The following is a 17,999-nucleotide window of genomic DNA, read 5'->3' as shown; positions in this document are numbered from 1 at the left end:
TGTCGATTCACATGCTGGCCCACGCCAGTTTGAATCTGCAAACGCACAAGCCGCCCGGTTCAAGCCGGGCGGCTTTTTGTCCTTCCTCAATTCATCCGGCCACGCCTGCTCTGCAGCAGCCCCACATTCATTTCTCCGCTCAGCACCGATGCGTAGAAACGCTCGACCATGTTGACGCTCGTTCGCGCGTTGCGCGCCAGTGTCAGCATGTCGATCCCCTGCCCATACAAGAGCCGCAACGTGATGGCCGTATGGCGCAAGCAATACAGCGTCCTCGACTGACCCAGCGGTCCTTTCTCGAGACCGGTCTTTTCGAGCACCCAGTGAAAGAAGAAATTGAGAACCGCCAGCGCGTGCTCGCGGTTCTTCAGGTGCGGCATGAAGATGTAGTCTTCCGCCCCGCCGAAGCCATGCGTCTCGCGGTACGCGCGCAGGCATTCATAGACACGAACGGCAGGTCGCAGGCTCACGATGGGCTGGCTGTGCCGCTTGGTCTCCGGCAGGTTCATCCGCAGGTAGACGTGCTTGCCTCGCACCACCTCAATGTGCTTGTGCTTCATGAGCTTGATGTCGCTGGGACGCACGAAGGTGTTGACCATCCAGCGGATCAGCCACGGCAGCTCGTCGGGCATGACGAGCAATTCGCGAGCAATCCAGAAACGTTCGCCGGCCGTCAACCGGTCCAGCACCGGGTGCGAATGGCCGCGCAAGCTGCGCGCCGCCGCGATCAGCGCACGGTACTCCGCCACGCTGAAACTGCCGCGCGGCTGGCTGCGCACCTTGACCTTCGGGAACACGGGGGCCTCGCGCAATGCACCGACGTGCACGCCATGCATGACCACCTTGCGCAGCAACACGAGGTACTGCGCGATCGTCGTGCTGGTAAAGCCTTGTTCGCCGAGGTGATCGATCAGGCGCTGCACGTCTGCGGTCGCGAACACAGCCACCGGCACATCGCCCAGCAACGGAACGATGTGCGCACGCAATCTGTTGCCCATGACCTGCCATGTGGGCCGTCCGATTTCGCCGCGTTGCACGCGCGCGGCCTCGGCCTGCATCAGTCCCTTCGAAAGGTCGCTGACAGAAACTGATAACAAATTCTGCCCAACTGTTAGTGAATTAGCGGGCGTATGAATCGCGGGATAGGTGCGCGCAAAAAAACCGGAATCATTTGCAGCAGGAGCCTTGCGGAATAGGTTTATGACATTTGTGTCCATGCCATTCCCCGCATGCAATACCGATGCCTCTTATGATTGATGGTTAGCAAATGAAAACTCCCTGGAAAAGATCTTGCGCAATGCACCTGTTACTGCGGCGTTAACGCCCGCCGACTATCTCAGAAAAATCCTCAATGCGCGGGTCTACGACGTGGCCGTCGAGTCCGCTCTGGAGAAGGCGCGCGCGCTCAGCGAGCGGCTCGGCAATACCGTGTTGCTCAAGCGCGAGGACCAGCAACCCGTATTCAGTTTCAAACTGCGCGGCGCCTATAACAAGATGGCGCACCTGAGCAAAGCGCAATTGGCGAGCGGCGTGATTTGCGCATCGGCCGGCAATCACGCGCAAGGCGTTGCGCTCGGCGCGCGCAAGCTCGGCACGCGCGCCGTGATCGTGATGCCCGTGACCACACCGCAATTGAAGATCGATGCAGTGCGTGGTTTCGGCGGCGAGATCGTGCTGCACGGCGACAGCTATTCCGACGCCTACCTGCATGCGCTCGAATTGCAGACGCAGCAGAACCTGACCTTCGTCCATCCCTTCGACGATCCCGACGTCATCGCGGGCCAGGGCACCATCGCGATGGAAATCCTGCGCCAGCACCAGGGCCCGCTCGACGCGGTGTTCGTGGCGATCGGCGGCGGCGGCCTCATCTCCGGCGTGGCCAACTACATCAAGGCCGTGCGGCCCGAGATCAAGGTGATCGGCGTCCAGATGAACGACTCCGACGCGATGATGCAATCGGTCGCCGCGCACCAGCGCGTGAACCTGCCCGACGTCGGCCTGTTCTCCGACGGCACGGCCGTCAAGCTGGTCGGCGAGGAGACCTTCCGCATCGCGCAGAACCTGGTCGACGGCTACATCTCGGTCGACACCGATGCCGTGTGCGCCGCCATCAAGGACGTGTTCGTCGACACGCGCAGCATCGTCGAACCGGCGGGCGCGCTGGCCGTGGCGGCGATCAAGCAGTACGCGGCCGAGCATGGCCGGCAAGGCGAGACCTACGCGGCGATTTTGTGCGGTGCCAACATGAACTTCGACCGGCTGCGCTTCGTGGCCGAGCGGGCCGAGGTCGGCGAGGAGCGCGAGGCGCTGTTCGCCGTGACCATCCCCGAAGAGCGCGGCAGCTTCCGTCGCTTTTGCGAACTCATCAGCCAGCTGCCGGCCGGTGGCGCGCCGCGCAACGTGACCGAGTTCAACTACCGCATCAGCGATGCCGCCAAGGCCCACGTGTTCGTCGGCCTCACGACCTCGGCGCGTGGCGAGTCGGCCACCATCGCGAAGGTCTTCATCGAACACGGCTTCGACGCGCTCGACCTCACGCACGACGAGCTCGCCAAGGAGCATCTGCGCCACCTGGTGGGCGGCCGCACGGGGCTGGCGCACGACGAGCGCCTGCTGCGCTTCGTGTTCCCCGAACGTCCGGGTGCGCTGCTCAAGTTCCTGAGCCTGATGCGGCCGAACTGGAACATCAGCCTGTTCCACTACCGCAACCAGGGCGCCGACTACGGGCGCATCCTCGTGGGCCTGCAGGTGCCGGCCGAAGAGTCGGCGGCCTTCGACAGCTTCCTCGAAACGCTGGGCTATCCCTGCGTCGAGGAAACGGCCAACCCGGCCTACCGCCTGTTCCTCCAGGCCTGAAGAAAAGAAGAGAAGAGAAAGAAAAAAACCGCCGCGCTTACTGCGCGGGGGTCTGCGCCTGCGGCGGTGGCTCCATCGCGGCGCCCGCCGTGGCGGGAAGTTGCTGCTGCTGCGGCGGCGGCATCACCATCGTCGGCATCGTGGCCGGCAACGGCCCGGCTGGCGCAGCTGACTGCACCGACGACAGACCGGCAGGCGGCGTCGGAAGCCCCATGCTCAGCGGCGCACGCACCGGCAGCTGCAGCGTGAACGCCGCGGGCCCGTCGCGCTGGGCACCGAGCGTCGCCGCGCGCACGCCCACCGACTGCAGCACATAGCTCTCACCGACCTTCGAGCCGACGCGGAACGGCCGCGGCGGCTTGCCGTCGATCGAGATCAGCGCCGCGCCCTGGTTCGACGGATCGGCCACCACGCCCGACAGCGCGAAGCGGCTCGCGGCCTCCGGCGCCACGGGGGCGTTCGAGGTCACCGTGACCACGCCCAGCAACCGGGCCACCGCCTCGGCATCGGCCGCGACCGGTGCGCGCGGCATCGTGGCCGCAGCGGCCACGGCGTCGGCCGGCGAGGCCAGCCGCAGCGCCCAGAACACCGCGGCGCCCGCGGCCAACGCCCAAAGCCCCGTCGTTGCAAGTGGGGCATGCCAGCGGGCTGCGGAGTAAGGACTTGTCATGGCCGCGGATTATCATGCAGCGCGCTTACCGCCTCATGTCCCCGCAAGCTATGAACAAACTCCTTCGTTCCGTCTCCCGCACCGCACAACGCGGCTTCACGCTGATCGAACTCATGGTGGTGCTTGTCATCATCGGCGTGCTCGCTGCGCTGATCGTGCCGAACGTGATCGAGCGCGCCGACGACGCCCGCGTCACCGCCGCCCGCACCGACATCAACAACCTGATGCAGGCGCTCAAGCTCTACCGCCTCGACAACCAGCGCTACCCGACCGCCGAGCAGGGCCTGCAGTCGCTGCTGACCCGCCCCACCGCGGGCCCGGCCGCGCCCAACTGGAAACCCTACGTCGAGAAGCTGCCCAACGACCCCTGGGGCCATCCGTACCAGTACATGAACCCGGGCATCAAGGGCGAAATCGACGTGCTCTCCTTCGGCGCCGACGGACAGAGCGGCGGCGAGGGCAAGAATGCCGACATCGGCAGCTGGCAGTAAGCGCATCGCCCCCGGCCGCGTGGTGCTGCCACCGCCTCACGCAGCGCGCGGCTTCACGCTGCTGGAGCTGATCGTGGTGATCGCGATCATCGCCATCGCGACCGCCAGCGTGAGCTTCGCGATGCGCGACACCAACGCCGCCGCGCTCGACCGCGAGGCCGACCGCCTCGCCGCCCTGCTCGAATCGGCCCGCGCCCAGTCGCGCGCCAGCGGCGTCATGGTGCGCTGGCGCCTCGTCGAAGGCGGCGGCTTCGTCTTCGACGGCCTGCCCGCCGACGCGCTGCCCACCGGCTGGACCCACGCAGGCATCACGGCCCAGCCCCTGCTGGGCGGCGACACCCCGGTGGCGGCGCTGCAGCTCGGGCCCGACCCCATCATTCCGGCGCAGCAGGTCATGTTGCACAGCGACGGCCCACCCGCGCGCGTGCTGCGCGTCGCCACCGACGGGCTGCGGCCCTTCACCGTGTTCGCCGTGCCATGAGACAACGGCTGCGGCGCGCCGGCTCCAGCCACGGCTTCACGCTGGTCGAGGTGCTGATCGCGCTGGGCATCGTCGCGCTCGCGCTGGCGGCCGGCTCGCAGGCCACGATGTCGCTCACGCGCAATGCGCAGCGCCAGTCCGACCTCGTGCTGGCCGGCCTGTGCGCCGAAAACGAACTCGCCAAGGCGCGCCTGTCGCGGCAGATGCCGGCCGTCGGCGACTCGGGCTCCATCTGCCTGCAGGCCGGTCTCACCTTCCTGGTGACGACCACGACGGTGCCCACGCTCAACCCGAATTTCCGGCGCGTCGACGTGCAAGTGCGCGACGAAGGCAGCGCACCGCTGCTGCGCGTGTCGACCGTGGTGGGGCGCGTCTGATGACGAAGCCTTCGCGCGCGCGCGGCTTCACGCTGATCGAGCTGCTGGTCGCCATCGCCGTGATGGCGCTGCTCGCGCTGGTGAGCTGGCGCGGCCTGGACAGCATGTCGCGCGCCACCACGCAGAACCAGCAGCGCGCCGACGCGGTGCTCACGCTGCAGGCCACGCTCGCGCAGTGGAGCGCCGACCTCGACGCCATCACCCTGCTCGCGCAGACCCGCCCGATCGACTGGGACGGCCGCGTGCTGCGCATGACGCGCCGCGGCAGCGACACCAGCACGCCGACCGTGCAGGTCGTCGCCTGGACGCTGCGCCCCGGCGCGGACGGCACACGCTGGCGGCGCTGGCAGTCGGCGCCCTTCGCCACGCGCGGCGAATGGGTGCAGGCCTGGAACCTCGCGGCCGCGTGGGCACAGGACGGCGCCGCGCCCACCGGCGGCGCCACCGACGTGGCGCTGATGCCGGTCAACAGCTGGCAGCTCGCGTACTTCCGCAACAACGCCTGGGTGCCGGCGGAGCCGCTGCCCGTGGCGGCGGCGAACCCGTCCAACCCGGCCGGCGCGCTCATCGCCATGCCCGACGGCGTGCGGCTGGTGCTGACCCTGCCACCCGGCGACGGGCTCTCGGGCACGCTCACGCGTGACTGGGTGCGCCCGACGCTCGGGGGGCCGCGCTCATGACCGCGCCGCAACGCCATCGCGTGACCAGCACACGCCGCCAGCGCGGCGCCGCGCTGCTCGCCGCCATGCTGACCGTGATGCTGGTCGCCACCTTTTCCGCCGCCGCGCTCTGGCAGCAGTGGCGTTCCGCCGAGGTCGAAGGCGCCGAGCGCGCGCGCGTGCAGGCGGCCTGGGTGCTGATCGGCGCGCTCGACTGGTCGCGCCTGATCCTCGGCGAAGACGGCCGTGCCGGCGGCCCCGACCACCTCGGCGAGCCGTGGGCCGTGCCGCTCGAGGAAGCCCGCCTCACCAGCTTCCTGTCGGCCGAGAAGAACGTGGCGAGCGACAACCTCGAAGGCCTGCCCGACGCCTTCCTGTCGGGCCGCATCATCGACGCGCAGTCCAAGCTCAACGTGCTGTCGCTGGTGGACGCCGGCAAGCCGGTGCCGGCGAGCGTCGCCACCTTCACGCGCCTCTTCAACCTGCTGGGCTTGCCGGCCGGCGAGCTGACCCAGATGACCGCGCGGCTCGCGAGCGCGCTGCACACCGGCAGCACCGACGCAGCCTCAGGCGGTGGCGGCGGTAGCGGCGGCGGCAGCAGCGATGCCAGCGCCGACACCGGCGCCGCCCCGCTGATGCCGCAGGAAGTCGCGCAGCTGGTGTGGCTCGGCCTCTCGCCCGCCACCGCCGCCGCGCTCGAGCCCTACGTGACGATCCTGCCGGAGCGCACCACGCTCAACCTCAACACGGCCAGCGCCGAGGCCATCAGCGCGAGCGTCGAATCGCTGGGCATCGCCAGCGCGCGCCAGCTGGTGGAGCGGCGCACCCGCTCCTTCTTCAAGAACATCGAGGAAGCCAACGCCGGCCTGCCCAGCGGCGGCTCGCGCTTCAATGCGGCCCAGCACGGTGTGGGCACCCAGTATTTCGAGGTGTACGGCCGGCTGCGGCTGGACCGCACCTGGGTCGAGGAGCATTCGCTGCTCTTTCGCAAGGGCCTGGCCGTGACCACCGTCTGGCGCACCCGTGGCGCGGGCGCCACCATGCCCCCGGCAAAACCCTGACGCCGGTTTCCTTTTCTCTGATCAAAACACCGTCAAACGCACGTAGTCTCTGCAAGATATGCTATTCAAACAATAGCAACAACTTGTAAGCCACCCTCCTACAATCACCGGCTTTTCCGACACCCCCCGACATGACCCCGCTGCTGCTCCTTGCCCCCCTCCCTCCGGCCGACGCCGCGGGTGAGTACGACTGGGCCCAGGCCGGTGAGGACGGCATTGCCCTGCGCGACCAGGGCCGCGCGCTGCTGACGTTGCTGCCGTCGGGCCCCGAGGTCACGCTCGGCATTCCGTCCTCGGCGCTGTCGTGGCACCGCGTCACGCTGCCCAAGGGCAGCATGGGCAGCACCTCGAAGCTGCGCGCCGTGCTCGACGGCCTGCTCGAAGAGCACCTGCTCGACGACCCGGAAGCCCTGCACTTCGCGCTCGCGCCCGACGCCAAGGCCGGCGAGCCGGTGTGGGTCGCGGCCTGCAACCGCATCTGGCTGCGCAGCGTCGTGCAAGGGCTCGAAGCCGCCGGCCGGCGCGTCGTGCGCATCGTTCCCGAATTCACGCCGCAGCCGGCCGACGCGCCGCCGCTGCTGCAGGTCACGGGCGAGCCCGAGGCGCCGCAACTCACGGTCTGCGACGGCGACGGCGTGGTCTCGCTGCCGCTGGCCGGCGCGGGTCTGGCCCTGTCGAACGGCCTGCCGCTGGACACCGCCGTCATCACCACCGAACCCGCCGTGGCCGAAGCCGCCGAGCACCTGCTGCAGCGCCGCGTGCCGATCGTGCAGGCGCCGCAGCGCTGGCTGCACGCCACGCGCACGCCCTGGGAGCTCGCGCAGTTCGACCTGGCCGTGACGGGCCGCGCGCGCGCCGGCAAGAAATTCGCCTCGGTGCTGCAGACGCTGCGCTTCGCGCCCGAATGGCGCGCCGCGCGCTGGGGCGTCGTGGTGCTGTTGCTGACGCAATTGATCGGCCTGAACGCCTGGGCCTGGAAGGAGCGCAACGCGCTCGAGTCCAAGCGCCAGGCCACGCGCGCCATCCTGACGCAGACCTTTCCCTCGGTGAAGATCGTGGTCGACGCGCCGCTCCAGATGGGCCGCGAGGTCGCCGCCCTGCAACAGGCCGTGGGCGACGTGGCACCGAGCGATTTCGAACCCATGGTCGGCGCCATCGCCACCGCCCTGCCGCCCGGCCGCTCGCCGAGCGCCATCGACTTCAGCGCCGGCCAGCTGCGCCTGCGCGGCCTCGGGCTGCAGCCGCAGGAGGTCACGCAGATCACCGCCGCGCTGTCGCCGCGCGGCTACCAGGTGCGCACCGAAGGCGACCTGCTGCTGGTGCAGGCCGAGGCCAACCGATGAACTTCAGCGAACAACTCAAGGCCCGCTGGGCCGTCCTCGGGATGCGCGAGCGCCGCCTCGTCATCGGCGCCGTCGCGCTGGTGGCACTGGCCTTGCTCTGGTGGATTGCGCTCGCCCCCGCGCTGCGCACGCTGGCCGCGGCACCGGCCGAACACGCGCGGCTCGACGCCCAGCTCCAGCAGATGGCCACCTTGCAGAACCGCGCGAAGGCGCTGCAGTCGCAACCGCGCCTGGCGCGCGACGACGCCCTGCGCGCGCTCGAAAGCTCGGTGCGCGACGGCCTCGGCGTCACGAACGCCCAGCTCATGACGGCCGGTGGCGACGGCGCCGCCACCGTCACGCTGCGCGGCGCGCCCGCCCAGAACCTGGCGCAATGGCTCGCACAGGCGCGCGGCAATGCCCACGCCGTGCCGCGCGAAGTGCACCTGACGCGCGCGCCCGTCGCACCGCCGCCGCCGGGCGCCAAGCCCGCACCCGCCACGCCCGACCAACCTCCGCAACCCCGCTGGGACGGCACGCTCGTGATGGCGCTGCCCGCCCCGCGCTGAAGCAGCCCCACGCACCGCACGGCATGGCGAGACGTCCCCCGGTCCCCGACCTCCAGCCGCGCCGCGGCAGCTGGCGCTGGGCCGTGCTCGGCGCCGCCACCGGCATGCTGGTCGCGGTCGTGCTGTTCGCGCCGGCGCGCTGGCTCGCCTCGGCGCTCTCGGGCTGGACACAAGGCCGCCTGCTGCTGGTCAACCCGCGCGGCACGGTCTGGAACGGCACCGCCGCCGTCGTGTTCGCCAGCGGCGCCGGCGGCACGCAGGCCGTCTCGCTGCCCGGCCTCTTGAACTGGCGCATGTGGCCGAACTGGCGCGGCCTTTCGGCGCGACTTGACCTCTCTTGCTGCGCAGCGCAACCGCTGGGCCTGCAAGCCAGCCCGCGCGCCAACGGCCTGCAGCTCGCCTGGCAGGACGCCCGCTCGCGCTGGCCCGCCACGCTGCTCACCGGCCTGGGCGCGCCCTGGAACACGCTCAAGCTCGAAGGCGCCCTCGACCTCAACACCCGCGCCTTCGCCATGCAGTGGGACGGCCCCGCATTGCGCATCGAAGGCCAGGCCACGCTCGACGCCACCGATGTGTCATCCGCCCTGTCGACCCTGCGGCCGATGGGCAGCTACCGCCTGTCGCTCGAAGGCGGCACGCGCCCCACGCTGCTGCTGAGCACGCGCGAAGGCAGCCTCGAACTGAACGGCAGCGGCGACTGGAGCGGCACCGCGTTGCGCTTCAACGGCGAAGCCAGCGCGGCACCGGGCCGCGAAGACGCACTTTCCAATTTGTTGAACATCATCGGGCGGCGCGACGGTGCGCGCTCGATCATCACCCTGGGTTGATCCGACCATGAAGAAGCCTCTGTCCTCGTCCGGCGCCCGCCCCGGCCTCGTCGCACTCGCGGTGCGCCTGCTGATCGCTGCGTCGTTCGTGCCGGTGCTGCCGCCCGCCTACGCGCAGACCGGCGACGCCCCCCGGCGCGGCGAACCGATCACGCTGAACTTCGCCGCCGCCGACATCGAGGCCGTGGCCCGCACCATGGCCGTGGTCACGGGGCGCGACGTGGTGGTCGATCCCCGCGTCAAGGGCACCATGAACCTGGTCACCGACCGCCCGCTGGCGCCGGCCGCCGCGTTCAACCAGTTCGCCGCCGCACTGCGCCTGCAGGGCTTCGCGGTGGTGGAAGCCGACGGCCTGTACAAGGTCGTGCCCGAGGCCGACGCCAAGCTGCAGACCAGCACCGTCAACACCTCCATCGGCGGCGCCAGCGCGGCCGCGGGCAACCAGATCGTCACGCAGATCTTTCGCCTGAACTACGAGTCGGCCAACAGCCTGCTGCCGGTGCTGCGCCCGCTGATCCCGCCGAACAACACCATCAACGTGAACCCGGGCAACAACTCGCTCGTGATCACCGACTACGCCGACAACATGCGCCGGCTGGCGCGCATCATCGCGTCGCTCGACGTGCCCAACGCGTCCGACATCGAAGTCATCCAGCTCAAGCATTCGGTCGCCACCGACATGGTGCCGCTGGTCACGCGCCTGGTCGAAGGTGGTGGTGCGGGTGCACCGGGCGCCGCCGCACCGGGCGGGGCCGACGCGTCGTTCCGCACCACGCTGATGGCCGACCCGCGCAGCAACTCGCTGATCCTTCGCGCCGCCAACCCCGCGCGCGCGCAGCTCGTGCGCACGCTGGTCGAGAAGCTCGACCGTGCGCCGGCCGAAAGCAGCAACGGCGCGGCCGGCAACATCTACGTGGTCTACCTGAAAAACGCCGATGCGGTGCGCCTGGCCGCCACGCTGCGCGCCGCCATGGCCGCGAGCCAGCAGCAGTCGCAGGTGCCGGGCGCGCCCGGCGCCACGGGCAGCGCCGGTTCGTCGGTGCCGCCGGCCAGCATGCCGATGACGCAGGCCGGCTTCGGCGGCAACAACACCCAGGGCGGCGGTTCGGCCGCGGCCAACGCGCCGCTGAACAACGCCAACCAGCCGTCCACCGGCGGCCAGATCCAGGCCGACCCGAGCACCAACTCGCTGATCATCACCGCGCCCGAGCCGCAGTACCGCCAGATGCGCGCCGTGATCGACAAGCTCGACGGCCGCCGCGCGCAGGTGATGATCGAGGCGCTCATCGTCGAAGTCAGCGCCAAGAAGGCCGCCAACTTCGGCGTGCAGTGGCAAAGCGCGCTGGGCAACAACGCCGTCATCGGCACCAACTCCAGCCTGGCCAGCGCCAACATCCTGGCGCTGACGCAGGCCCTGGCCACGCGCGACGTCGCCAACGTGCGGCCCTCCACCGGCCTGAACCTGGGCATCGCCGGCAAGATCGGCGGCCAGTACATCCTGGGCGCCATCGCCAACTTCTTCAACAGCGACGGCGACGCCAACGTGCTGTCCACGCCCAACCTGCTGACGCTGGACAACGAAGAAGCCAAGATCGTCATCGGCCAGAACGTGCCCTTCGTGACCGGCCAGTACGCCAGCACCTCGGGCTCGGTCGGCATCAACCCGTTCACCACGGTGGAGCGCAAGGACGTGGGCCTCACGCTGCGCGTGCGCCCGACCATCAACGAGAACGGCACCGTGAAGATGACCATCTTCCAGGAGACCTCCACGGTCGACCAGAACACGGCCAAGGACCCGAATGGCCCGACCACCAACAAGCGCTCCATCGAGTCGAGCGTGCTGGTGGAAGACGGCGGGCTCGTGATGCTCGGCGGCCTGCTGTCGGACAACTACGGCAACACCGTCGAGAAGGTGCCCGTGGCCGGCGACATCCCGGTGCTCGGCAACCTGTTCAAGAACGAGGTGCGCACGCGCGACAAGAGCAACCTCATGATGTTCCTGCGCCCCGCCGTGATGCGCGACGGCGCCTCCACCGAAGCCTTCGCCTACGACCGCTACGACGAGATCCGCGGCATGCAGCAGCGCACGCAGCCCAACACCGACAACATCATGCTGCGCGGTGTCGACTCGGCGCCCGTGCTGCCCGAGGCGCCGCTGGTGCGCATCAACCGCCTCAACAGCAACGACAGCGGCAAGAAGAGCAGCGAGACCCGCATGGAAGGCACGCAGCTCATCCCGCCGCCGCGCCCCGCCACCGACAACCGCCGGCTCGCGCCCAGCCCGCTGCGCGGCGCGCTGCCGCCCACCGCCGACCCGACCAGCTCGCGCGAGCTGCCCTGAGCCCCGTTTCGCACACGCCAGCCACCCATGCGCTATCCCCTGCCCTACGCGTTCGCACGCAGCCAGCAACTGCTGCTCGAAGCCACGGACGACGGCCGCCACACGCTGTGGATGTCTTCCCACCCGGCGCGCAGCGCGGTCGGTGAAGTGACCCGCAAGTACGGCGTGCAGGCCTTCGAGGTGCTCGACGACGGCCCGCTCGCGCAGCGCATCAGCGCCGCCTACGCGCAGGGCGAATCGAGCGCCGCCGCGGTGGTCAGCGAAGTGCAGAACGACGCCGACCTCTCGCGCATGATGCAGGAGCTGCCGGCGGTCGAAGACCTGCTGGCCAGCGCCGGCGACGCGCCCATCATCCGCATGCTGAACGCGCTGCTCACGCAGGCCGCGCGCGACGGCGCCAGCGACATCCACATCGAGCCCTACGAGCGCACGTCGTCGGTGCGCTTTCGCATCGACGGCACGCTGCGCGAAGTGGTGCAGCCCAACCGCGCGCTGCACGCCGCGCTGATCTCGCGCCTGAAGATCATGGCCGACCTCGACATCTCCGAGAAGCGGCTGCCGCAGGACGGGCGCATCAGCCTGCGCATCGGCACGCGCGCGGTCGACGTGCGGGTGTCGACGCTGCCCAGCGCGCACGGCGAACGCGCCGTGCTGCGCCTGCTGGACAAGAGCGAATCGAAGCTCACGCTCGAATCGGTCGGCATGCAGGGCGACTCGCTGGCGCGCTTCGAAAAGCTCATTGCGCAGCCGCACGGCATCATCCTCGTGACCGGCCCCACCGGCTCGGGCAAGACCACCACGCTGTATGCCGCGCTGGCCCGCCTCGATGCGAGCCGCAGCAACATCATGACGGTGGAAGACCCGATCGAGTACGAGCTGCCGGGCGTGGGCCAGACGCAGATCAACGCCAAGATCGAACTCACCTTCGCCAAGGCCCTGCGCGCCATCCTGCGGCAGGACCCCGACGTGATCATGATCGGCGAAATCCGCGACTTCGAAACCGCGCAGATCGCCATCCAGGCCTCGCTCACCGGCCACCTCGTGCTGGCCACGCTGCACACCAACGACTCGGTGAGTGCCGTCACGCGCCTGACCGACATGGGCGTGGAGCCCTTCCTGCTGAGCTCGTCGCTGCTCGGCGTGCTGGCGCAGCGCCTCGTGCGCAAGGTCTGCACGGCCTGCGGCGGCCCGGGCTGCGAGGCCTGCGGCCAGACCGGCTACCAGGGCCGCACCGGCATCTTCGAGCTACTCGTGGCCGACGACGAAGTGCAGGCCCTCATCCACGGCAAGGCCGCCGAGAGCGCGCTGTTCGAAGCCGGCGCGCGCGGCGGCCTGCGCTCCATGCGCGAAGACGGCGAACGGCTGGTGCAGGCCGGCATCACCTCGCGCGCCGAATTGCTGCGCGTCACCCGCGAGTAGCAACCCGCGATGCCCGCCTATTCCTTCGAAGCCATCGATGCCAGCGGCCAGTCGCGCGAAGGCGTGCTCGAGGCCGACACCGCACGCGCCGCACGCGGCCTGCTGCGGGCGCAGGCGCTCATTCCGCTGTCGGTCAAGCCGGTCGGCAGCGGCGATGCGGCCGGTGGCGGCGGCGCCGGAAGCAACGCGCTCACGCGCTGGCTCGGCGGCGGCAAGCGGGTCTTCGGCTCGACGAACCTCGCCGTGTGGACGCGCCAGCTCGCGGGCCTCATCTCGGCCGGCCTGCCGCTGGAACGCGCACTCACGGCCCTCACCGACGAGGCCGAATCGGAACCGCAACGCAACCTCGTGGCCTCGCTGCGCGCCGAGGTCAACGCGGGCTCGCCCTTCGCGCGCGCGCTGTCGGCGCACCCGCGCGAGTTCTCGCCCATCTACACCGCCGTGATCGGCGCCGGCGAGCAAAGCGGCAACCTCGGGCTCGTGCTCGAACGCCTCGCGGACGACCTCGAAGAGCGCCAGGTGCTGCAGCAGAAGCTGATCGGCGCGGCGCTGTACCCGGCCATCGTCACGCTGGTGGCGATCGTGATCGTGATCTTCCTCGTGAGCTACGTGGTACCGCAGGTGGCGCAGGTGTTCGCGGGCACCAAGCGCTCGCTGCCCTTCCTCACGACCGTGATGCTGTCGCTGAGCGCGGCCGTGCGCAACTACGGCTGGTGGATGCTGGGCGCCGTGGTGATCGCGGCCATCGGTGCGCGCATCGCGCTGGCGCAGGAGGCCTTCCGTCTCAAGTTCGATGCCGCCTGGCTCAAGCTGCCGCTGGTCGGCAAGCTCGCGCGCGGCTACAACGCGGCGCGCTTCGCCAGCACGCTCGCCATGCTGGCCACGGCCGGCGTGCCCATCTTGCGTGCGCTGCAGGCCGCCTCCGAAACGCTGGGCAACCGCGCCATGCGCGCCGACGCGCTCGACGCGCTGGTGCTGGTGCGCGAAGGCGCGCCGCTGGCCTCCGCGCTGGCGCAGAAGAAACGCTTCCCGGGGCTGGTGTCGATGTTCGCGCGCCTGGGCGAGCAGACCGGCACGCTGCCCGTGATGCTGCAACGCGCCGCCAACCAGCTGGGCGCCGAAGTGCAGCGCCGCGCGATGCACCTGGCCACCATCCTCGAGCCGCTGCTCATCGTCGCAATGGGCGGCGTCGTGATGCTCATCGTGCTGGCCGTGATGCTGCCTATCATCCAGCTCAATCAGTTCGTCAAGTGACGACGGACGGGGAGCCCCTCACATGCCCGTAACGCTCGAAGACAAACTCGTGGTCGCGATCTCCTCGCGGGCCCTGTTCAACCTCGAAGAAGAAAACAAGATCTTCGAGGCCGGCGACAACGAGGGCTACATGAAGCTGCAGCTCGACCGCATCGATGAGCCGGCCGCCCCCGGCATCGCGTCGTCGCTGATCCGCAAGCTGCTGCGCTTCAACGAAGACGGCGTGCAGCGCGTCGAGGTGGTCATTCTTTCGCGCAACGACCCGGTGTCGGGCATGCGCATCTTCAAGTCGAGCGCCGCGGCCGACATCAAGCTGCAGCGCGGCGTGTTCACCCAAGGCCGCCCGCCCTTCGGCTATTTGCGCCCGCTGCGCGCGCACCTGTTCCTGTCGGTCAACGCGCAGGACGTGCGCGAAGCGCTCGCCGCGGGCTTTCCGGCCGCGCGCGTGCTGGTCGAATCGGTGAAAGCCAGCGACGCGTGGCCGAACGAAGTGCGCATCGCCTTCGACGGCGACGCCGTGCTCTTCAGCGACGAAGCCGAGCGCGTGTTCCAGGCCGAGGGCCTCGACGCCTTCCAGGCGCACGAACTCAGCAAGGCCGACCTGCCCCTGCCCGAAGGCCCGTTCAAGCCGCTGCTGATGGCCTTGCACCGCCTGCAGATGGCGGGCAACGCGCAGATGCGCATCCGCACCGCGCTGGTCACGGCGCGCAGTGCACCGGCGCACGAGCGCGCGATCCGCACGCTCATGAAGTGGAACATCCGCGTCGACGAAGCGATGTTCCTCGGCGGCCTGCCCAAGGGCGAGTTCCTGCGCGAGTTCGAGCCCGACTTCTTCTTCGACGACCAGACCGGTCACGTCGATGCGGCCTCGCGGCATGTGCCTGCGGGGCATGTGTCGAGCGGCATCAGCAACGAGTCCTGACGCCGTTCAGGACGCGATTCCGCCGACGGGGCACCTTGCTCCGCGAATGTCCTCCGGCCTTCGGCCTCCTCCTTGATTTCGCTGCGCAAGGCACCCCATCGACGTGATCGATGGGCAGTGCGGTCGTTGATTGGCCAACACCACAGCCGCGCCTCTCGTGCGCAGGGCACTGGGTACTCCCCGCAGCGAAATTAAGGGGGAGGCCGCAGGCCGGAGGACATTCGCGGAGGGGAGTACCCGGTGTCCTGTGCACGCGCCCCCGCCCCTCTTTCGCGGTCTCCACGAAGCCGCAGACCAGCGCGTTGTCACACGCGTTTCGTCCCACTGTCATCGCTCGTTCACTGCCGAGTAACGGGTTCTCCCTAGTCTTGTCGCCTGTCCGGTGCGCAGTGCCTTCGTGGCACTTTTTTTCGCGCCGGCCTTTCACCTCCCTCGACAGACAACAAGAACCGAACGGCTTTTCCGATGCGTCCGAACTCCCTCACGCACGCCGCGCCTCTCACGCGCTGGCTGTTGCCCCTTGCGATTTCCGCCGCGCTCGCGGCCTGCGGCGGTGGAGGCGGCGGTGGCGTTGCCTTTCCCCCGATCAGCGGCACCCCGACGCCGCCCCCGGCCAGCACGCCCAACGAAGGCAAGAGCGGCCCGAAGGCGCTGATCGTCGAGATCGACGGCCTCACGCATGCAGCATTGCGCGACGCCATCGCACAGAAGAAGGTGCCGGCCGCGCTGCAATCGCTGCAGCTCGCTCCCGCATGGACCGGCGGCACCGACGGCGCGCTCAGCGAGCAGCCCGCCACCGACGGCCCCGGCTGGGCCACGCTGCTGACCGGCACCTGGGTGCCGCGCCACGCGGTGCGCGCCGACACCGCGGACCAACGCATCGACGCCAAGCTCGCGCCCTCGGTCTTCGCCTTCGCGAAGCAGAAGAAGGACGCGGGCTACCTCACCGCATCGGTCACCGCCAACACGCTGTATCCGAACCTGCTGCTCGCGGAAACCGGCACGCTCGACACCGCCGTCGACTGCGCCGGTGCCGACGCCTGCGTGACCGCCAACACCACGCGCCTCATCGGCGCAGGCTACGACCTGCTCGTGGCGCAGTACAGCGCGCCCGCCGCCGCGGCCGCCAACGGCCTGCGCAGCGACAGCTACCAGCGCGCCGTCTCCGACACCGCAACGGCCGTCGGCCAGCTGCTCGCGCGCATCGCGCAACGCACGGCCAACGATGCGAAGGAAGACTGGCTCGTGATCCTCACGACCGGCCACGGCCTCGATGCCTTCGGCGGCGTCACCAGCCTGAAGGACGTCGACAACAAGACCGTCTTCATCGCCAGCAACAAGACCCTGCCCGCGTTGCCCGCCGTCAGCGCCGCCTCGCCGGCCGACGACACCGCGCTGCGCCAATCGGCCGCCGCGACCGACATCGCGCCCACGGTGCTGCGCCACCTTGGCGCACTGCCCGCGACCGCGGCCTACAACCTCAACGGCCAGGCCCTGCAGGCCACCACCGCCGTGCAGCAGCTCGCGGCCCGCACCAGCGCCGACCGCAGCAGCATCGAACTCTCGTGGACCCTCGCGGGCGACCTCGGCGGCCCGGTGCAGGTGCTGCGCGACGGCAAGCCCATCGCCACGCTGCCGGCCGGCGCCACGCGCTACACCGACCCCGTCAAGGCCGCGGCCGACGGCCTCTACGCGTTCCAGTACACGGTCGCCGCCGGCGGCGCCAACGTCTCGGTCTCCGCGCAGATCGCCTACGTGAAGGTGGGCCTGGTCAACCTCTTCCCGCTCGACGCACTGCCCGCGCTGGACCTCAACGCCACCGCGACGCTCGCGCCCATGGCCGCGGATGCCGACAGTGGCTCGCTCGTGGCCGACGACAACTTCCAGCCGCCCTACCGCGTGCAGGCGCTGCGCGTGGACAGCCGCATCAAGAACGCGAGCGGCATGGCCGGCTACAAGCTGCTGCAGACGCGCGACGTGACCACGGCCCCCGCCGTGGCCGCCTTCACCTTCGGCTTCTGGCTGCGCACCGACGCCACCTGCAGCCAGGGCGTGAGCAACGGCGCCTCGGTCATCGCCAACAAGAACTACGACACCGGCGACAACGCCGGCCTGGCACTCGGCCTGTTCAGCAACTGCGAGCTGCGCTTCAACACCGGCACCGGCAGCGGCCGCGGCGAGATCAAGGGCAAGCACTTCCTGAGCGCGGGCCGCTGGGCCTACGTGGCGATGGTCGTCGACAAGGCCGGCAAGAACATGAGCGGCTATGTGTTCGACCCCGTGAAGGGCACGCAGACCGGCAGCGTCGCGCTCTCGAATGCGCTGGTCGCCGCTCTCGGCGGCCTGGGCAAGGGCATCGCCCTGAACGAAGACGCCACCGGCCTGTACTACCAGCGCTGGTCGGCTTCGCCACGCGGCGCGATGGACTTCAACGACTTCGCGATCTGGAACCGCGCGCTCACTGCCGAAGAGCTCACGGCCATCTACACCTCGGGCCAGCCGCTGTCGGCACTGGCGCCCTGATTACTCCGATCACCCCGATCTCCACGACATCACAAAGAGAGGATCACCCCATGCTGCTTCAAGCTTCCCTCCCCGCGCGCCTGCTGGCCGCCTTCCTCCTGGCCTGCACGCTGTCCGCCTGCGGTGGCAGCGACAACGGCGGCGGCGGCATTCCGCCCGTCATCACGCCGCCACCGCAGCCCCAGCCCGAGCCCGGCGTGAAGCCCGAAATGCGCTGCGCACCGTGA

At 69.7% G+C, this 17,999-nt stretch carries 17 protein-coding genes; 15 read left to right on the top strand and 2 right to left on the bottom strand.

The genetic code is table 11. From position 1 onward, the window contains the following. Window positions 1-86: 86 nt before the first annotated feature. Window positions 87-1,217 (bottom strand): site-specific integrase, encoded by a 1,131-nt coding sequence (locus AC57B8_RS15595; protein WP_095743713.1) that lies wholly within the window; start codon window positions 1,215-1,217, stop codon window positions 87-89. Window positions 1,218-1,290: 73 nt separating this feature from the next. Between AC57B8_RS15595 and ilvA the strand changes: the two genes are divergently transcribed. Continuing rightward, window positions 1,291-2,856: a threonine ammonia-lyase, biosynthetic gene (gene ilvA / locus AC57B8_RS15590; protein WP_240531311.1), complete on the top strand. Its 1,566-nt coding sequence runs from the start codon at window positions 1,291-1,293 to the stop codon at window positions 2,854-2,856. Between the two features lie 37 nt (window positions 2,857-2,893). Here ilvA and AC57B8_RS15585 read toward each other — a convergent pair whose 3' ends face one another. Further along, window positions 2,894-3,526, bottom strand: a complete 633-nt coding sequence (locus AC57B8_RS15585; protein ID WP_369644670.1) for a type II secretion system protein N — start codon at window positions 3,524-3,526, stop codon at window positions 2,894-2,896. Between the two features lie 50 nt (window positions 3,527-3,576). On the opposite strand from AC57B8_RS15585, the gene gspG reads away from it, so the two are divergent. From gspG to AC57B8_RS15515, 14 genes are all read left to right on the top strand, one after another. Beyond that, window positions 3,577-4,017 carry a type II secretion system major pseudopilin GspG gene (gene gspG / locus AC57B8_RS15580; RefSeq protein ID WP_056573020.1) on the top strand — a complete coding sequence of 147 codons (441 nt, stop codon included), beginning with the start codon at window positions 3,577-3,579 and terminating at the stop codon, window positions 4,015-4,017. After that, a complete protein-coding gene (locus tag AC57B8_RS15575) occupies window positions 3,992-4,498 on the top strand; it encodes a prepilin-type N-terminal cleavage/methylation domain-containing protein (RefSeq protein ID WP_496480074.1) in 507 nt (168 codons plus the stop codon). Before gspG ends, AC57B8_RS15575 begins: the two co-directional genes overlap by 26 nt. Further along, entirely contained in the window at window positions 4,495-4,875 is a 381-nt protein-coding gene (gene gspI / locus AC57B8_RS15570; RefSeq protein ID WP_307638382.1) for a type II secretion system minor pseudopilin GspI, read from the top strand. Before AC57B8_RS15575 ends, gspI begins: the two co-directional genes overlap by 4 nt. Next, on the top strand, window positions 4,875-5,555 hold the full coding sequence (locus tag AC57B8_RS15565) for a PulJ/GspJ family protein (protein ID WP_159273966.1): 681 nt from the start codon (window positions 4,875-4,877) through the stop codon (window positions 5,553-5,555). The genes gspI and AC57B8_RS15565 overlap by 1 nt, the downstream gene beginning before the upstream one ends. Then, window positions 5,552-6,595, top strand: coding sequence for a type II secretion system minor pseudopilin GspK (gene gspK, locus AC57B8_RS15560; protein ID WP_495305740.1), 1,044 nt, complete (start codon window positions 5,552-5,554; stop codon window positions 6,593-6,595). Before AC57B8_RS15565 ends, gspK begins: the two co-directional genes overlap by 4 nt. A gap of 131 nt (window positions 6,596-6,726) precedes the next feature. After that, window positions 6,727-7,938 (top strand): type II secretion system protein GspL, encoded by a 1,212-nt coding sequence (gspL, locus tag AC57B8_RS15555; protein ID WP_159278469.1) that lies wholly within the window; start codon window positions 6,727-6,729, stop codon window positions 7,936-7,938. After that, complete coding sequence (locus tag AC57B8_RS15550) at window positions 7,935-8,486, top strand: type II secretion system protein M (protein WP_095948277.1); 552 nt, start codon at window positions 7,935-7,937, stop codon at window positions 8,484-8,486. Before gspL ends, AC57B8_RS15550 begins: the two co-directional genes overlap by 4 nt. Window positions 8,487-8,509: 23 nt before the next feature. Continuing rightward, a complete protein-coding gene (gspN, locus tag AC57B8_RS15545) occupies window positions 8,510-9,313 on the top strand; it encodes a type II secretion system protein N (RefSeq protein WP_159278470.1) in 804 nt (267 codons plus the stop codon). Between the two features lie 7 nt (window positions 9,314-9,320). Beyond that, window positions 9,321-11,654 (top strand): type II secretion system secretin GspD, encoded by a 2,334-nt coding sequence (gene gspD / locus AC57B8_RS15540; RefSeq protein WP_496480073.1) that lies wholly within the window; start codon window positions 9,321-9,323, stop codon window positions 11,652-11,654. 27 nt (window positions 11,655-11,681) lie between these two features. Beyond that, on the top strand, window positions 11,682-13,073 hold the full coding sequence (locus tag AC57B8_RS15535) for a GspE/PulE family protein (RefSeq protein WP_139700924.1): 1,392 nt from the start codon (window positions 11,682-11,684) through the stop codon (window positions 13,071-13,073). A gap of 9 nt (window positions 13,074-13,082) precedes the next feature. After that, window positions 13,083-14,327 carry a type II secretion system inner membrane protein GspF gene (gspF, locus tag AC57B8_RS15530; RefSeq protein ID WP_496480072.1) on the top strand — a complete coding sequence of 415 codons (1,245 nt, stop codon included), beginning with the start codon at window positions 13,083-13,085 and terminating at the stop codon, window positions 14,325-14,327. A gap of 22 nt (window positions 14,328-14,349) precedes the next feature. Further along, window positions 14,350-15,249 carry a 5'-nucleotidase gene (locus AC57B8_RS15525; protein WP_099795206.1) on the top strand — a complete coding sequence of 300 codons (900 nt, stop codon included), beginning with the start codon at window positions 14,350-14,352 and terminating at the stop codon, window positions 15,247-15,249. 465 nt (window positions 15,250-15,714) lie between these two features. Next, window positions 15,715-17,772 carry a LamG-like jellyroll fold domain-containing protein gene (locus AC57B8_RS15520; protein WP_496480071.1) on the top strand — a complete coding sequence of 686 codons (2,058 nt, stop codon included), beginning with the start codon at window positions 15,715-15,717 and terminating at the stop codon, window positions 17,770-17,772. A gap of 50 nt (window positions 17,773-17,822) precedes the next feature. Further along, complete coding sequence (locus AC57B8_RS15515) at window positions 17,823-17,999, top strand: hypothetical protein (RefSeq protein WP_159273959.1); 177 nt, start codon at window positions 17,823-17,825, stop codon at window positions 17,997-17,999.

The sequence above is a fragment of the Variovorax sp. BGA-UO-ETr-C22 genome (genome assembly GCF_059567965.1).
Note: the sequence above shows the minus strand (reverse complement) of the source record. Positions and strands in the feature narration are given on the sequence as shown.

Excerpts from the sequence above, each read along its gene's own strand:
- AC57B8_RS15520 (WP_496480071.1), top strand. The coding sequence starts at position 15,715 with ATGCGTCCGAACTCCCTCACGCACGCCGCGCCTCTCACGCGCTGGCTG.
- AC57B8_RS15565 (WP_159273966.1), top strand. The coding sequence starts at position 4,875 with ATGACGAAGCCTTCGCGCGCGCGCGGCTTCACGCTGATCGAGCTGCTG.
- AC57B8_RS15575 (WP_496480074.1), top strand. The coding sequence starts at position 3,992 with ATGCCGACATCGGCAGCTGGCAGTAAGCGCATCGCCCCCGGCCGCGTG.
- gspK (WP_495305740.1), top strand. The coding sequence starts at position 5,552 with ATGACCGCGCCGCAACGCCATCGCGTGACCAGCACACGCCGCCAGCGC.
- gspF (WP_496480072.1), top strand. The coding sequence starts at position 13,083 with ATGCCCGCCTATTCCTTCGAAGCCATCGATGCCAGCGGCCAGTCGCGC.
- AC57B8_RS15515 (WP_159273959.1), top strand. The coding sequence starts at position 17,823 with ATGCTGCTTCAAGCTTCCCTCCCCGCGCGCCTGCTGGCCGCCTTCCTC.
- AC57B8_RS15535 (WP_139700924.1), top strand. The coding sequence starts at position 11,682 with ATGCGCTATCCCCTGCCCTACGCGTTCGCACGCAGCCAGCAACTGCTG.
- gspL (WP_159278469.1), top strand. The coding sequence starts at position 6,727 with ATGACCCCGCTGCTGCTCCTTGCCCCCCTCCCTCCGGCCGACGCCGCG.
- AC57B8_RS15550 (WP_095948277.1), top strand. The coding sequence starts at position 7,935 with ATGAACTTCAGCGAACAACTCAAGGCCCGCTGGGCCGTCCTCGGGATG.
- gspN (WP_159278470.1), top strand. The coding sequence starts at position 8,510 with ATGGCGAGACGTCCCCCGGTCCCCGACCTCCAGCCGCGCCGCGGCAGC.
- AC57B8_RS15595 (WP_095743713.1), bottom strand. The coding sequence starts at position 1,217 with ATGGACACAAATGTCATAAACCTATTCCGCAAGGCTCCTGCTGCAAAT.
- AC57B8_RS15585 (WP_369644670.1), bottom strand. The coding sequence starts at position 3,526 with ATGACAAGTCCTTACTCCGCAGCCCGCTGGCATGCCCCACTTGCAACG.
- gspG (WP_056573020.1), top strand. The coding sequence starts at position 3,577 with ATGAACAAACTCCTTCGTTCCGTCTCCCGCACCGCACAACGCGGCTTC.
- AC57B8_RS15525 (WP_099795206.1), top strand. The coding sequence starts at position 14,350 with ATGCCCGTAACGCTCGAAGACAAACTCGTGGTCGCGATCTCCTCGCGG.
- gspI (WP_307638382.1), top strand. The coding sequence starts at position 4,495 with ATGAGACAACGGCTGCGGCGCGCCGGCTCCAGCCACGGCTTCACGCTG.
- gspD (WP_496480073.1), top strand. The coding sequence starts at position 9,321 with ATGAAGAAGCCTCTGTCCTCGTCCGGCGCCCGCCCCGGCCTCGTCGCA.